Raw genomic sequence first — 13,161 nt, 5'->3', positions numbered from 1 at the left:
CGGAGTACTACAGGTGGTTGGAAGGTGGCAGCGAGCGTGGCGACAACGCAGGCGAAGCTCGACGAGTTGGTCAAGATCCTGGCGATCGCCGCGGAACCCGCGGGTGCGGCCGGCGTCGCGAAGCGGGCGAAGAAGGGCGTGCCGAGCGTGCGGGAGCGGCTGGACATGCTGCTCGATCCCGGGACGTTCATCGAGGTGGGCGCCTTGGCGCGCCAGCCCGACCAGCCCGACGCGCTCTACGGCGACGGCCTGGTCACCGGGCGGGGCCTGATCGACGGGCGGCCGGTGGTGGTGATCGCGCACGACCAGACCGTGTACGGCGGATCGGTGGGTGTGGTGTCGGCGCGCAAGTTCATGCGGGCGCTGAAGCTGGCGTTCGATTCCGGCTGCCCCGTGGTGACGATCAACGACTCCGGCGGTGCGCGCATCCAGGACGCGGTGGGGTCGATCGCGTCGTTCGGTGACATCTCCCGGGTACTGGAGAAGCTGTCGGGGTATGTGCCGCAGGTGTCGATCATTCTCGGCAAGTGCGCGGCGGGGTCGGTGTACGGGCCGATCAATACCGATGTGCTGATCGGGACCGAGGATTCGTACATGTTCGTCACCGGGCCGGAGGTGATCAAAGCCGTCAACGGTGAGGACATCAGCGCCGAAGACCTCGGCGGGGCCGCGGTGCAGGCCGAGCGCGGCACGCTGCACCACGTGGCGAAGACCGAAGCGGATGCCTACGCCTGGGCGCGGGCCTACCTCAGCTACATGCCGTCGAGTTGTCTCGAGCAGCCGCCGATCGTGAATCCCGGCCTGGAGCCGGAGCTCACCGGCTCGGACCGTGAACTCGACACCATCATTCCCGACTCCGATCGCACCGGCTACGACATGCACGAGATCCTGCTGCGGATCTTCGACGACGGCGAATTCCACGAGATCCGTGCGGCTTTCGCCCCCAACCTCATCACCGGCTTCGCGCGGGTGGACGGGTATCCGGTCGGCGTGATCGCCAATCAGCCGCTCGTACTGGGTGGTTCGATCGACGCGGCGTGCTCGGACAAGTCGACCTACTTCATCCGGCTCTGCGATGCGTTCAACATCCCGCTGGTGTTCGTCGTCGACACGCCCGGTGTGCTGCCGGGGCTCGATCAGGAAGCGGCGGGCGTGATCATCCGTGGTGGACGGGTGCCGAGGGCGATCATCGAGGCCACCGTGCCGATCATCAATCTCGTGGTGCGCAAGTCCTACGGCGGTGCCTACGGGATGATGGCGGCGCGTCAGGTGGGCGCCGACGTGAGCTTCGCGTGGCCGACGGCGCGGATCGCGGTGATCGGCGCCGAGAGCGCGGTCGACCTGATCGGTAAGCGGCAGCTGGCGGCGGTCCCCGAGGAACACCGTGCCGCCGCACGAGAATTCATGATCAACCAGTACAACGAGACGGTCGCCACGCCCTGGATCGCGGCCGAACGCGGCTATATCGATGCCGTCATCGAACCGGCGCGTACCCGGCTCGAGATCCGCCATGCGCTCCGCCTGTTGCGCGACAAACCGCCTGTGGCACGGGAATTCAACCCGCGCAAGCACTCGGTCTATCCGATGTGAGTGCCGCGGTGCCCGGATCGCATACGACCGATCCGGGCACCGCCCGGCGTGCGCTTACAGCGCGGAGGGCGCCCCGTCGGTGGCGGCGACGGCCGCTTCGAGGGTGCTGTACACGGCGAGGAGCTTGTCCAGGCCGGTCAGTTCGATGGGGCGGGCGACCTCACGGGAGGCGACCACCCGCAACTGGCCCGGTGCCGCTTTCGACACGATGAGCAGTGCGCTGAGTCCGGCCGACCCGAGGAATCCCACCTGGGTCATGTCGACGACGAGCGTATTTCCACCCTGCTGTGCCTTTTCCAGCGCGGCCTGCAACTGCGGCGCCGATGCCATGTCGACTTCGCCGCGAACGGTGAGGATTTCGAATCCGTCTTCGGCGCGTACCTGCACATCGAGGTCGGGGATTCCGTTCTGGTCGCGATTCGCCACTTTCCACCTCTTGCCTCGGTGTCGCCGGGTCGGCGAACACATCTTACTCAACTTACCCGATGAAAGCGGACCTTACAGAAGAGGTCTCATGTCCTCGCGCTATCCTCGCCGGAAGTATGCATCACACTTGCGCCCTGCTTAGCAGTGGATCGGATGGGGTAAATGCCAGAAGCGAGACCGACAGCACACAGTTCGGTGCCGAGGCGCCCGTCCGGTCAGGAGAACACCCTGAAACCTTTCTATCTGGAATTTTGCGCGAAGGCTGATCGATTGGTCGAGGTCCGTCGTGCGCTGCGTACCTGGCTGAGCGACATTCCGGTGCGGCAAACACTGGTCGACGATGTGGTACTGGCCGCGGGAGAGGCGTGTACCAATGCTGTCGAGCACGGACATCGCGGTGATGGTGGACCGGTCGAAATCGGCGCATCGGTCACCGACGATCACATTCGTGTGGTCGTCACCGACCACGGCAGCTGGCGGCCGGGTGCCGCGGTCGCCGACGGGTCGCGCGGCCGGGGACTGACCATCATGCGCGCGGTGAGCAGCGAATTCGACGTCGAGACAACCGAATCCGGCACCGTCGTCACCATGCTCATCGCCTGCTCGTGAAGTCGGTCAGCGCACCCTGGGCAGCCGGACGACCTGCACGAAGAATTCGTCGATCTGCCGGATGGCAGCGATGAACTGGTCGAGGTCGACCGGTTTGGTCACATAGGCGTTGGCATGCAGCTTGTAACTACGCAGAATGTCCTCCTCGGCGGCGGATGTGGTCAGCACGACCACCGGAATCGGTGACAACTCGGGGTCGGCCTTGATCTTCTCCAATACCTGCCTGCCGTCGTATCTCGGGAGATTCAGATCGAGCAGGATCAGGTCTGGTGTCGGCGCATCGGCGTAGTCGCCGTTACGGTAGAGAAAGTCGAGGGCCTCCTGACCATCTCTTACCACATGCAGGGTATTGCCGATTTTGTTGTCCTCGAACGCCTCTCTCGTCATCAATTCGTCGCCGGGGTCGTCTTCGACGAGCAGAATATCGATGGGCTGGCCGGGATCTGTCACGCGATTGCCTCTTTCCGGGCGTCGGATGCGGTGGTGGATTCGTCGAGGATGGGGAGGGTGAAACACAGGCGGGTGCCGTCGTGATAGTCGGTGTCGATCCAGATCCGGCCGCCGTGGAATTCCACGATCTTCTTGCAGACGGCCAGCCCGATACCGGTTCCGCTGTAGGCGTCGCGGGCGTGCAGGCGCTGGAAGATGACGAAAACCTTGTCCGCGAATTCGGCGTCGACGCCGATGCCGTTGTCGGCGACGCTGAACTGCCAACCCGAGCCCGCGTCGTCCGGTGTGCAGGTGATCCGGATCAGCGGCGTCGAGCCCGGGGTGCGGAACTTGATCGCGTTGCCGATGATGTTCTGCCACAGCATGACCAGCAGTGTCGGTTCGCCCTCGACTCGTGGCAGCTGCTCCGGTCGCTCGATCACCGCGCCGGTCTCCTCGATGCTCGACGACAGCGCCGTGAGCCCGGCGTCGAGGCTGTCGGCGAGCTCGACGGGTTCGGTGCCGTCGGATACGCGCCCCACTCGCGAGAAGGTGAGCAGGTCGTTGATGAGTATCTGCATGCGTTTGGCGCCGTCGACGGCGAAGTCGATGTACTGCTTGCCGCGTTCGTCGAGCTGGTCGCCGTAGCGTTTGTCGAGCAGCTGGCAGAACGAGGCGACCTTGCGCAGCGGCTCCTGCAGGTCGTGGGAGGCGACGTAGGCGAACTGCTCGAGTTCGGTATTGGAGCGCCGCAGTTCCTCCGCCTGGTCGGCCAGTTCCTGTTTCTGCTGGTGCAGCACCGATTCCTGCACGCGCGAGGAGGCGAGTTCGGCGACGATATGGTCGCGCATGTTCTCCACGGCGGCGCAGACGAGCGCGATGTCGGAGGGGCCGACGGGGTCGATGCGGGAGTCGAATTCGCCTGCCGCGACGCGGCGGGACGACTCCGTGAGATAGCCGAGCGGCCGGACGACGAGGCGGCGCACCAGGACGGTGAGCGCCGCTCCCGTCACCAGGAAGGCGACCACGATGCCCGACAGCACCAGGTTGCGGGTGGTGCGGGCGGTGTCGAGCCTGCTGTTGTCGCGGTCGACGGCGGCGGTGAGATTGTCGTTCTGGGTGGCGAACCGTGATTGCAACTCACCGAAATAGGTGATGCCCATGTCTGTCCGGTTCGGTGCGCCGCCCTGGGCGATCACCGGCTCGGCATACGCGGTGCGCCACAGGTCTGCGGCGGTCAGCAGAGCGGTCAGGTCGGCCTGGAGTTCGGGACGGCCCTCGATCAACTGCTCGAGCCGTTCGACGGCTTTCGCCTCGTCCTGTCTGGCGCTGGTGTAGTGCGAGACGAACAGGGGATCACGGGTGAGCACGTAACCCCGGATGCCCGCCTCTTCGTTCACCAGCGCGCCCTGCAGTCGCGCGGCCTCGGCGGCGGCCGGAAGCGTTTGGGCCACCAGCCGGTCGGTGACGCGGTTGGTGTGGGCGATGACCTGCGCGCCTGCCACGGCACCGACGATCACGGCGACGATCATCGAGGCGAAGACGAGCTGGAACCAGCCCTGAGCCGTCATCCGGCTGATCAACCGTTTCCGGTCGTGGGCTGTTGTCGTCACTGCGCAAGCCTTCCGTTGTCGCGCCATCGCACATAGAGGATGGCCACGTCGTCGTCCAGGCCGCCCGCGGTGGCGGCCTGGTCTTCTACTCGTTCGATCAGCGCGTCGACGAATTCGTCCGGGTGTGCGATGGGCAGGGTGTTGGCGAGTTCGAGCAGGCCGTCCTCGCCCAGTCGTCGGCTGCCGTCGCCGACGTGGCCTTCGAACAGTCCGTCGGTGAACAGCATCAGTCCGGCGTTGTCGGCAAGGCTCAGCTCGTGCGCAGGCCACTGCCCGTGGCCTGGGACGAATCCGAGGGCCGGGCCGCCGTCGACCTCCAACCAGCTCGAGATGCCGGCGGCGCGCCGCAGCATGCCCGGATGGCCCGCTCGGCGGACCTGAACCAGCCTGGTCGCCGGGTCGAGCCGCAACACGGTCGCCGTCGCGAAGGTTTGCTCGTCGCGGCGTTCGGCCACGAGCAGTTCCTCGAGCAAAGAGAGCTGACGGGCACCGGTGACGCCGCTGAGAACTAGTGTGCGCCAAGCCAACCGGAGCGCGACACCCGTCGCGGCGGCGTCGGGGCCGTGACCCGCGACATCGCCGATCACCACATGCACCACGCCGTCGGAGTCCTGGACCGCGTCGTAGAAGTCACCGCCGAGCAGGGAGTGGTCGGCGCCGGGCCGGTACCGGGCGAGCACCTCGACGGCGCGGTCGGCACCGAGCAGAGGAGTGGGCAGCAGGCCGCGTTCCAGGCGCGCGTTCTCCTGCGCCCGCATCTGGCTGGCCCGCAGGGCGGCGGTCGTGCGCTCGGCGTGCTTACGCTGGATGGCGTAACGCACCGCGCGACCGAACAATTCGGGCTCCACCCGGCCCTTCACGAGGTAGTCCTGCGCGCCCGCGGCCAGGGCGTTGAGCCCGGTCTGCTCCTCGTCGAGCCCGGTCATCACCACGACGGCGATCTGGTCGTCGATCTGGTGCAGTCGCGCCAGTGCCTCGAGCCCGTTGGCATCGGGCAGATGCAGGTCGAGCAGGACACAATCGGGAGTGTCGGTGCGCAGCCGTTCGCCCGCCTCGGCCAGGGTGCGCACCCACTCCAGGCGCGGTCCGGCGCCGAGATCGGCCACCAGCTCCTCTACCAGCAGCGCGTCACCCGGGTCGTCTTCGACGAGCAGGATCCGGGCTGCCCGGCCCGGCAGGGCCGCGGCCTCGGTGACCAGGAGATCGGCGGCGGTTGTGTCACTGCGCGGCACGGCGACCCGTGGGAATGCCGGTCCTGACACTCACACTGTTTCGGCGAGTGGGTCTTCTCCCGCAGGTGGACAGCCGAAATCCAGCGGTGTGCACGAATGTCTCCGATCCCGAGCGCCCGCAGCGCAAACTGGCTCCTTCAGCCGCTGGCTGGACCGAAAGAGCTCTGCGATCTTATCCGATCACCGAACCGCTCGGCGCCCACCCGATTCGGGTGCCCGGCCGCCCGGGGAATCACCAGGTCGGCGCCGCCTCGCGAAGGCGGGTGCGGACGAGTGCGACGTGGGGGCGTTCGGTGCGAGTGGAACGGCCGACAAGGTAGGCGGTGTTGATCGGCGGGTCTTCCGGATCGAGAAGCGCGACAACGGTTCCGGCGGCCAAGGCGGACGCGCACAGATAGCGTGGCAACACGCTCACGCCACCGCCTGCTGTCACCACGGCGAGGACCGCGCGCAGGTCGGGAACGACGACGGCGGGGCGGCGTTCGAGGCGGCGCCCGAAGACGTGGCGCCAATAGCGGCGCAGGATCGGCAGATCGGGGGCATAGCTCACCAGTGGGACGTGGGCGAGTGCGGTGGCGTCGCCGCGTTCGAGGCGTCCGGTGTCGATGCGAGCGGCGGTGGCTGGGTTCGCGACGAGGACGAACTCCTCGTCGGCCAGGGGTTCGGCGAGGACGGCCCGGCCGCGCGGCCGGATGGCGGAGATGACCAGATCCAGAGCGCCGGTGCGTAATTCGGCGAGCAGGTCGTCGGCGAGGCCGGTTACCACCTGCAATCGCACGCCCTCGGTGATCAGCGGTGCCAGGACGGGCAGGGCAAGGGTGGCCAGGATCTCGGCGGGCCCGCCGAGCAGCACGGGTGGTTCGGGCGGCGGGTGACCAGTGGTGGTGCCGGTGACTTCGGCGAGGGCGTCGAGCGGGTCTGCGATCCGGGCGGCCAGTTCGTGAGCGGCGGGCGTGGGGGAGACGCCACGGGGGAGGCGGTCGAAAAGTGGTCGGCCCACGGCTTTTTCAAGTGTTTGCAGCTGGCTGGTGACGGTGGGCTGGGACAGGCCGACCTGGGTGGCGGCCGCGGTGAGCGAGCCGGAGCGGTAGACGGCCAGGAAGGTTCGCAACTGAACCAGGTCGAGACTGCCATCACCGTGCCGATGCTTCATTCGTCCAGTGTATTGGTGAAAGAATAGCAGCTGGTCAGGGTGCAGCCGGAAGAAATTCGCGGACGAGCGACACGACCGGATCGGGTGGGAGCAGATCTTCCATGTTGGCGAGGACCGTCTCCACCGGCAGGGTGCGGTCGGTGTTGTGGGTGGGGTTCTCGATTTCGGCGGTGGCGTCGGCGACGCCCTGGTCGATGGCGGCGGGGAGATCGGTGGCCAGCGTCGCGGTCTTCTGCGGGTTGAGCGGCTGGTCGAACCGCAACGGGGTCGGCGCGGAGTAGTCGGTGCGGTCGTAACCGGTTTCGACGAGTACGCGCAGGGCGGGCTCGGCCAGCGCGGCGGCCGGTTCGGTGAGATCGGTGCGGTTCGTGTGCTTGCCGATGGCGCGCAGGGGATACAGCAGCGGCAGCGCGCCCTGGGGGTTCGGAATGGTGACATATGTTGTGTCGCCGTGGTTTTGGCAGTGCTGTGGAAGCTCGTCGCAGTTCTGTTGCGCGATGAACTCGGACCGGTCCGGGTATCCGTAGATCGCGGCGCCCGCCTTCGGCTCACCTCCCGCGCCGTTGCCCTTGGGCTGCAGGTAGGACGGGTGGATGAGCAGCGTGCCGAGCAGCGCGTTGGCGTCGGCGAGCACATTGAGCGGGTAGGCCGGGAAATCGGAGATGCCGTCGTACTGCATGGCGATGTCGGTGGTCGCGATGCCGGTGTCGGTGGGTGTCGGTGGCCCGAAGGTGATGTCGGCGACCGGTATCCCACCGAAAAGGACCGGGCGTTCGATGATTCCGCCGTTGGGCCGGTTCGGATTCGCGATCAGCACGAACGACAACCTGGCTTTGTCCTCGGGCGAAAGCCCGGCCAACGCTGCCTTTTCCTCACTGGCGACCGTGGCACCCTGCGAGTAGCCGAACACGGTCACGGTACCCGGCGCGCCGAGCTGCCGGCGGGTGAGCTGATCGAGCGTGGCGACCCCACCCGCGACCGAGGTGTCCCATTTCGCGGACGACGCCCCCGGCCCCTTGGACGAGATCACCGGCCACAGCGAGGCGTCGTAGGGGACCGGAACGAAATCGACACCCGGGCAGGCGTTGTCGGTGCAGCCCTGCGCACCGGGATCGATGAAGTTCTGGTAGGCGTTGCTCTCGAAATCGTGTGCCACGGACGGGTCGCTGGTCCCGGTGCCCGGCACGATCAGCGCCGACGTCGCCGCCAAAGCCACCGCACACAGGCTCTGCACCTCGAGCCAGCCGACGCCGAGCGCAGTCATGAATGCCGCGGAAGCACCGACCCGTGCCGCCGAACGCTTCCGATGCCGAGCACGCTTCTTCGGCACATCGGCAAATCTCGCATTCGGCCTCATGAACTACCCCTTCGGCATCAGGGAGAAACCTCGGCAACCGCTGAGCAATTGTGGCAGCTGGGCCCACCGCGGTACAAGCGTGTGTCCGGATTGTCGGGCTACCGCCGCGGTCAGGTAGTCGGGGGGTGTGTGGATGACGTCGGTGAGCGTCGGTTCGTTGCCGTCCTGTCGACTGTCGCGTACAGCGTCGGTCGACGTAGCGTCTAACGTAGCCATCGTGGGTGGTCAGGGGCGTGAACTCGACCGGCGAGCCTGTCCACCGGGGCCGGAGCAGGTCGGCTCGCCGATGTACCGGATGCTCGGCAAAGGAGGCTCCCCATGATCACCTCGATCCGCATGGCTGTGCTGGCGCTCGCCGGGACGGCGGTGCTCTCCACCGCGTGCTCGACCGACTCACCCACCGGGTCCGACGCGCCGTCGACCACGCAGACGACCACCACAGCGGCTACGACCACCGCCGCGGGTCCGACCGGCGCGCCGACGTCGGCACCGTCCGATCCCGCGCTCGCCGAACCGCTGCACGAGGCCGCGGCCGCCGACGACGGCGTTCGCGTGCAAGAACTGCTCGACCGCGGCGCACCCCTGGAAGCGCGCGACGACGAGGGCCGCACGCCACTGGTGACGGCCGTGAAGAATCAGGCCACCGCCGCGGCACGAGTCCTGATCGATGCGGGTGCCGATGTGAACGCCAAGGACGACATGCAAGATTCGGCCTACCTGTATGCGGGCGCCGAAGGCTACGACGAGATCCTGACGATGACCCTCGCACACGGTGCCGACGTGCGCAGCCTGAACCGATACGGCGGCACCGCGCTGATCCCGGCGGCAGAGCACGGATTCGTCTCGACGGTACGGATCCTGATCGAGGCGGGTGTCGACGTCGACCACGTGAACACACCCCGCTGGACGGCCCTGCAGGAAGCCGTGATCTACGGCGACGGCTCCCAGAGATACCAGGACACGGTCACCGCTCTCCTCGATGCCGGCGCCGACCCGAACATCCCCGACGCCGAAGGCCGCACGGTGCTCGAGAACGCGGAGCGGCTCGGCCAGACCGCGATCGTCGAGATCCTTCGCAACCATTCCTGACCTGAAGCACTCGTCGGCGGGTGACACGGCGGGGCGCAGGCGTCGCCGGCGACGATCCGGCCGACAGCCGGTTACGCTGGACCGGTTGATCGCAGAGGTAGCACTTTCCACCACGAGAAGGGGCTCACGTTGTCGACTCACACTTTCGCCACCGCCGCGGCGGTCGGAGTTCTCACGGTCCTGCTGGCAGGCGGTGCGGCGAGCGCCCATCCTGTCCAACCCGTCCACCCCCCGGTCGTCGCCGCCCAAGACGAGGGGACCGTCGTCGACGACGAGAAGGAGCCCGGCGGAAAAGGCGAGGGCAAGGGGAAAGGTAAGGGTAAAGGCAAAGGGAAGGGAAAAGGTAAGGGCGGCAAGGGAACCGAGTAGGTCAGGGCGCGTCGAGCACGCTGACCGGAACCCCGTAGGGCAGAAAACGCACCCGACGACGCTCATCGGTGTTGTCGCGATGCGCCCGCAGTGCCTCGAGCTCACTCGGAAACACCTGATCCACCCGCGCCTGCCCGTCCTCGTCGATGGTGTAGATCGCCCACACCCCGCCCCCGGTGTCCCCGGTGGTCTCGGGTTCGGGCGCGTGCTGGGGTCCGGTGAACTGCCCGAACAGCGAATTCAGCACCGACTGATCCAGGAATCCCCCCGCCTTCCCGATCAATCCGCGGATCTCATCGCTCGCCCCACGCAGCACCCGTTCGAAATCATCGGCATCGAATGGCCTGTCATCCGCCATGATCAGTCCTCCTCGGAACATCGGCGTATTTGTTCCCAAGTGTCCTCGCCGAACGCGCCACGCGCCATGAACCCCGGCGGCGGCCACTGTCTCGATAGGCTCTGCGCATGCTGACTGCGCTGCTCTACGGGTTGGGAACCGTGGTTCCGCTGATGATCGGGGTGGCGATCGGCGTGCGGTGGGCGCTGCCTCGGCCGGTGCTGGCGACCCTGATGGCGTTCGGCGCGGGAACGATGATCGCGGCGGTGTCGGAGGAGTTGTTCGCGCCCGCGTTCCGGCGCGACGGGGCGGTGATCGCGGGAATCGCGTTGTTCGCGGGCGCCGGGATGTATGTGGTCGCCGACCATCTGATCGAGAACAAGCTGGGCGGGGCCGCGATCGGGTGGGCGCTGTTGCTCGGCACGGTGCTCGACGGAATTCCCGAGAACACGGCGCTCGGCGTGTCGTTGGTCGGGGGTGGGGGACTGGTGCTGCTGGTCGCCATCGCGGTGGGCAACGTGCCCGAAGCGGTGAGCGCGGTCGCGTTCCTGCGCGACCAGCACGGATTCTCACCGGGCCGCACGTTCGGCCTGTGGGCGGTCACTTCGGCCGTACTCGTCGGGGTCACCGTGCTCGGCAACGCGCTGGCCGACACCATCTCCGGCACCGCCATCAGCGCGGTGCAGGCGTTCGCGGGAGGTGCGACGATCGCGATGTTGACGGATTCCCTTGTGCCGGAGGCCTATCGGGAGGGCGGCTGGTGGGTCGGAATGGCGACGGCGGCCGGCTTCTTCGTGGCCTTCGCCATCGGATGAGTGCTCACTCCCGCACCACGGTGGCTGGGTCGAGGTCGATGCGCCGCAACAACTGAGCGTTCAGCGCGACCACGATTGTGGACGCCGACATGAGCAGCGCCCCGACCTCCATCGGCATGGTGACACCCCAGGGCGCGAGCACACCGGCGGCCAGCGGCACGGCGATGATGTTGTAGCCCGCCGCCCACACCAGATTCTGGATCATCTTGCGGTAGGTGGCCTGTGACAGCTCGATCACCGAGACCACCGCGCGCGGGTCGTCGGAGGCCAGGACCACACCCGCGGAGGCGATGGCCACGTCGGTGCCCGCGCCGATCGCGATACCCACATCGGCCTGGGCGAGGGCAGGCGCGTCGTTGACACCGTCACCGACCATGGCCACGGTGTGCCCGGCCTCCTGCAGCGAACGCACCTTGTCGCCCTTGTCCTTCGGCAGGACCCCGGCGAACACCTGGTCGATATCGAGCTGCTCGGCGACCGCGCGGGCCACCGGTTCGGCGTCACCGGTGATCATGGCGACGTGGATGCTCCGGCGATGCAGCGCCTGGATCGCCTGCGCGGATTCGGGGCGCACCTCGTCGGCCAGGGCGAGCGCGCCGATCAGCTCGCCGTCGCGCAGTACGTGCAGCACCGTCGAACCCTGCGCGGACCAGCGGGCGGTGGCCTCGGCGGGCTCGAGGTGGTGGCGGTGCAGCAGGGCGGGACCGCCGACCTCGATCGTCGAGCCGTCGACCGTCGCACGCACACCCACACCGTTGTGGGCGGTGAACTCCGTGGCGGTGGGGACAGCGATTCCGCGTTCGGCCGCAGTGTCGACGATGGCGCGTCCGAGCGGATGCTCGCTCTCGGATTCGGCGGCCGCGGCCAGGGCGAGAACTTCGTCGTCCGCGAGGCCCGACCGGGTGGCGGTGGTTCCGACGACGGCGGGCGCGCCACGCGTGAGGGTGCCGGTCTTGTCGAACAGGATCGCATCGACGGTGCGCATCGCTTCGAGCGCACGGCGATCGGTGATGAGCACACCGGCTTTCGCGGCGCGTTCGGTGGCGATCGACACCACCAGCGGAATCGCCAGGCCGAGGGCGTGCGGGCAGGCGATGACCAGCACGGTGATGGTCCGGGTGACGGCATCCTCGGGTCGCCCGAGGGCGAGCCAGACGACGGCCGTGATCGCGGCGGACCCGGCGGCGAACCAGAACAGCCAGCCCGCCGCCCGGTCGGCGAGTACCTGGGCGCGGGAGGAGGAATTCTGGGCTTCGGCCACCAGCCGCTGGATGCCGGCGAGGGCGGTATCGGCCCCGACGGCGGTGACACGCACCCGCAGCGCCGAATCGGTGGTGACCGTGCCCGCGACGACCTTGTCGCCTGGTTCACGGCGCACGGGCCGGGATTCGCCGGTGATCATGGACTCGTCGACGTCGGCACTGCCCGACTCGACGAGCCCGTCGGCGGGCACCCGACTGCCCGGTCGCACGACGACGCGGTCACCGGTGCGTAGTTCGTCGACCCGGACGGTGTCGGTCGAGCCGTCGTCGCGGACGCGTTCGGCCTCGTCGGGCAGCAGCGCGGCCAGCGATTCCAGCGCGCTCGAGGCCTGCCCGAGCGAGCGCATCTCGATCCAGTGCCCGAGCAGCATGATCACGATCAGCAGGGCCAGTTCCCACCAGTAGTCGAGCTCGTGGTGCAGCACGCCGAGCGTCGAGCCCCAGGACGCGAGGAAGGCCACGGTGATGGCCAGCGAGATCAGCAGCATCATGGCGGGTTTGCGCGCCCGGATCTCGTCGACGGCTCCGGTGAGGAACGGTCGGCCGCCCCAGAAATACATGACGGTGCCGAGGACCGGCGACACCCACCGCAACCCCGTCGGCACGGTGTAGCCGACGAGTTCGGCGAACATCATGTCGGCGGCGACCACCGGCACCGCCAAGGCAAGCATCACCCAGAACAACCGCCGGAACATGGCCACGTGGTCGCCGTGATGATGACCCGAAGACATGTCGTGGTGCTCGTCGTGGATCGTGTCCGAACCGCTGCCCATCCGGTGGTCGTCGGCCATGACGCCGACGCTACCCCCGAGCGTCGCGGGGGCGGCACAGGAAAACGCCCCCGACCTGACACAGGCCGGAGGCGTCGAGCGCGGCTCGG

Annotated in this window: 13 protein-coding genes; 5 read left to right on the top strand and 8 right to left on the bottom strand. The window is 67.8% G+C overall.

All coding sequences use genetic code 11. The features are described 5' to 3' along the window. Positions 1 to 36: 36 nt before the first annotated feature. The gene (locus NCO8_RS13120; RefSeq protein WP_067640130.1) at positions 37 to 1,590 is read left to right on the top strand and encodes an acyl-CoA carboxylase subunit beta; all 1,554 of its coding nucleotides are present in this window, start codon (positions 37 to 39) and stop codon (positions 1,588 to 1,590) included. Between the two features lie 54 nt (positions 1,591 to 1,644). Here the strand turns inward: NCO8_RS13120 and NCO8_RS13115 are convergent, their stop codons facing one another. Beyond that, positions 1,645 to 2,016, bottom strand: a complete 372-nt coding sequence (locus tag NCO8_RS13115; protein WP_245655335.1) for an STAS domain-containing protein — start codon at positions 2,014 to 2,016, stop codon at positions 1,645 to 1,647. A 162-nt stretch (positions 2,017 to 2,178) separates the two neighbouring features. Between NCO8_RS13115 and NCO8_RS13110 the strand changes: the two genes are divergently transcribed. After that, entirely contained in the window at positions 2,179 to 2,625 is a 447-nt protein-coding gene (locus tag NCO8_RS13110; protein ID WP_084457017.1) for an ATP-binding protein, read from the top strand. A gap of 6 nt (positions 2,626 to 2,631) precedes the next feature. On the opposite strand, the gene NCO8_RS13105 is transcribed toward NCO8_RS13110, so the two are convergent. The 5 genes from NCO8_RS13105 to NCO8_RS13085 all read right to left on the bottom strand — a co-directional run bounded on the left by NCO8_RS13105 (position 2,632) and on the right by NCO8_RS13085 (position 8,316). Next, the gene (locus NCO8_RS13105) at positions 2,632 to 3,075 is read right to left on the bottom strand and encodes a response regulator (RefSeq protein WP_067639279.1); all 444 of its coding nucleotides are present in this window, start codon (positions 3,073 to 3,075) and stop codon (positions 2,632 to 2,634) included. Then, on the bottom strand, positions 3,072 to 4,667 hold the full coding sequence (locus tag NCO8_RS13100) for a sensor histidine kinase (RefSeq protein ID WP_312032643.1): 1,596 nt from the start codon (positions 4,665 to 4,667) through the stop codon (positions 3,072 to 3,074). Before NCO8_RS13100 ends, NCO8_RS13105 begins: the two co-directional genes overlap by 4 nt. After that, a complete protein-coding gene (locus NCO8_RS13095; RefSeq protein WP_210740113.1) occupies positions 4,664 to 5,866 on the bottom strand; it encodes a PP2C family protein-serine/threonine phosphatase in 1,203 nt (400 codons plus the stop codon). Before NCO8_RS13095 ends, NCO8_RS13100 begins: the two co-directional genes overlap by 4 nt. A gap of 265 nt (positions 5,867 to 6,131) precedes the next feature. Further along, positions 6,132 to 7,052, bottom strand: coding sequence for a LysR family transcriptional regulator (locus NCO8_RS13090; protein WP_067639275.1), 921 nt, complete (start codon positions 7,050 to 7,052; stop codon positions 6,132 to 6,134). 34 nt (positions 7,053 to 7,086) lie between these two features. Next, positions 7,087 to 8,316 carry a PE-PPE domain-containing protein gene (locus tag NCO8_RS13085; protein WP_067639273.1) on the bottom strand — a complete coding sequence of 410 codons (1,230 nt, stop codon included), beginning with the start codon at positions 8,314 to 8,316 and terminating at the stop codon, positions 7,087 to 7,089. A gap of 411 nt (positions 8,317 to 8,727) precedes the next feature. Here NCO8_RS13085 and NCO8_RS13080 point away from each other — a divergent pair, with 411 nt between their 5' ends. Together NCO8_RS13080 and NCO8_RS31295 are read left to right on the top strand one after the other, a co-directional pair. Continuing rightward, positions 8,728 to 9,498 (top strand): ankyrin repeat domain-containing protein, encoded by a 771-nt coding sequence (locus NCO8_RS13080; protein WP_067639271.1) that lies wholly within the window; start codon positions 8,728 to 8,730, stop codon positions 9,496 to 9,498. Positions 9,499 to 9,627: 129 nt separating this feature from the next. Then, the gene (locus NCO8_RS31295) at positions 9,628 to 9,867 is read left to right on the top strand and encodes a hypothetical protein (RefSeq protein WP_157104895.1); all 240 of its coding nucleotides are present in this window, start codon (positions 9,628 to 9,630) and stop codon (positions 9,865 to 9,867) included. A 1-nt stretch (position 9,868) separates the two neighbouring features. On the opposite strand, the gene NCO8_RS13075 is transcribed toward NCO8_RS31295, so the two are convergent. Next, positions 9,869 to 10,225 carry an Rv0313 family protein gene (locus NCO8_RS13075; protein ID WP_067640124.1) on the bottom strand — a complete coding sequence of 119 codons (357 nt, stop codon included), beginning with the start codon at positions 10,223 to 10,225 and terminating at the stop codon, positions 9,869 to 9,871. A gap of 107 nt (positions 10,226 to 10,332) precedes the next feature. On the opposite strand from NCO8_RS13075, the gene NCO8_RS13070 reads away from it, so the two are divergent. Then, positions 10,333 to 11,019, top strand: coding sequence for a ZIP family metal transporter (locus NCO8_RS13070; RefSeq protein WP_067639269.1), 687 nt, complete (start codon positions 10,333 to 10,335; stop codon positions 11,017 to 11,019). A gap of 4 nt (positions 11,020 to 11,023) precedes the next feature. Here NCO8_RS13070 and NCO8_RS13065 read toward each other — a convergent pair whose 3' ends face one another. Then, the gene (locus NCO8_RS13065) at positions 11,024 to 13,072 is read right to left on the bottom strand and encodes a heavy metal translocating P-type ATPase (RefSeq protein ID WP_084457011.1); all 2,049 of its coding nucleotides are present in this window, start codon (positions 13,070 to 13,072) and stop codon (positions 11,024 to 11,026) included. Positions 13,073 to 13,161 lie beyond the last annotated feature (89 nt).

The sequence above is a fragment of the Nocardia coubleae NBRC 108252 genome (assembly GCF_001612805.1).
GTDB lineage: Bacteria > Actinomycetota > Actinomycetes > Mycobacteriales > Mycobacteriaceae > Nocardia > Nocardia coubleae.
Note: the sequence above shows the minus strand (reverse complement) of the source record. Positions and strands in the feature narration are given on the sequence as shown.

Excerpts from the sequence above, each read along its gene's own strand:
- NCO8_RS13110 (WP_084457017.1), top strand. The coding sequence starts at position 2,179 with ATGCCAGAAGCGAGACCGACAGCACACAGTTCGGTGCCGAGGCGCCCG.
- NCO8_RS13090 (WP_067639275.1), bottom strand. The coding sequence starts at position 7,052 with ATGAAGCATCGGCACGGTGATGGCAGTCTCGACCTGGTTCAGTTGCGA.
- NCO8_RS13085 (WP_067639273.1), bottom strand. The coding sequence starts at position 8,316 with ATGACTGCGCTCGGCGTCGGCTGGCTCGAGGTGCAGAGCCTGTGTGCG.
- NCO8_RS13080 (WP_067639271.1), top strand. The coding sequence starts at position 8,728 with ATGATCACCTCGATCCGCATGGCTGTGCTGGCGCTCGCCGGGACGGCG.
- NCO8_RS13075 (WP_067640124.1), bottom strand. The coding sequence starts at position 10,225 with ATGGCGGATGACAGGCCATTCGATGCCGATGATTTCGAACGGGTGCTG.
- NCO8_RS13070 (WP_067639269.1), top strand. The coding sequence starts at position 10,333 with ATGCTGACTGCGCTGCTCTACGGGTTGGGAACCGTGGTTCCGCTGATG.
- NCO8_RS13065 (WP_084457011.1), bottom strand. The coding sequence starts at position 13,072 with ATGGCCGACGACCACCGGATGGGCAGCGGTTCGGACACGATCCACGAC.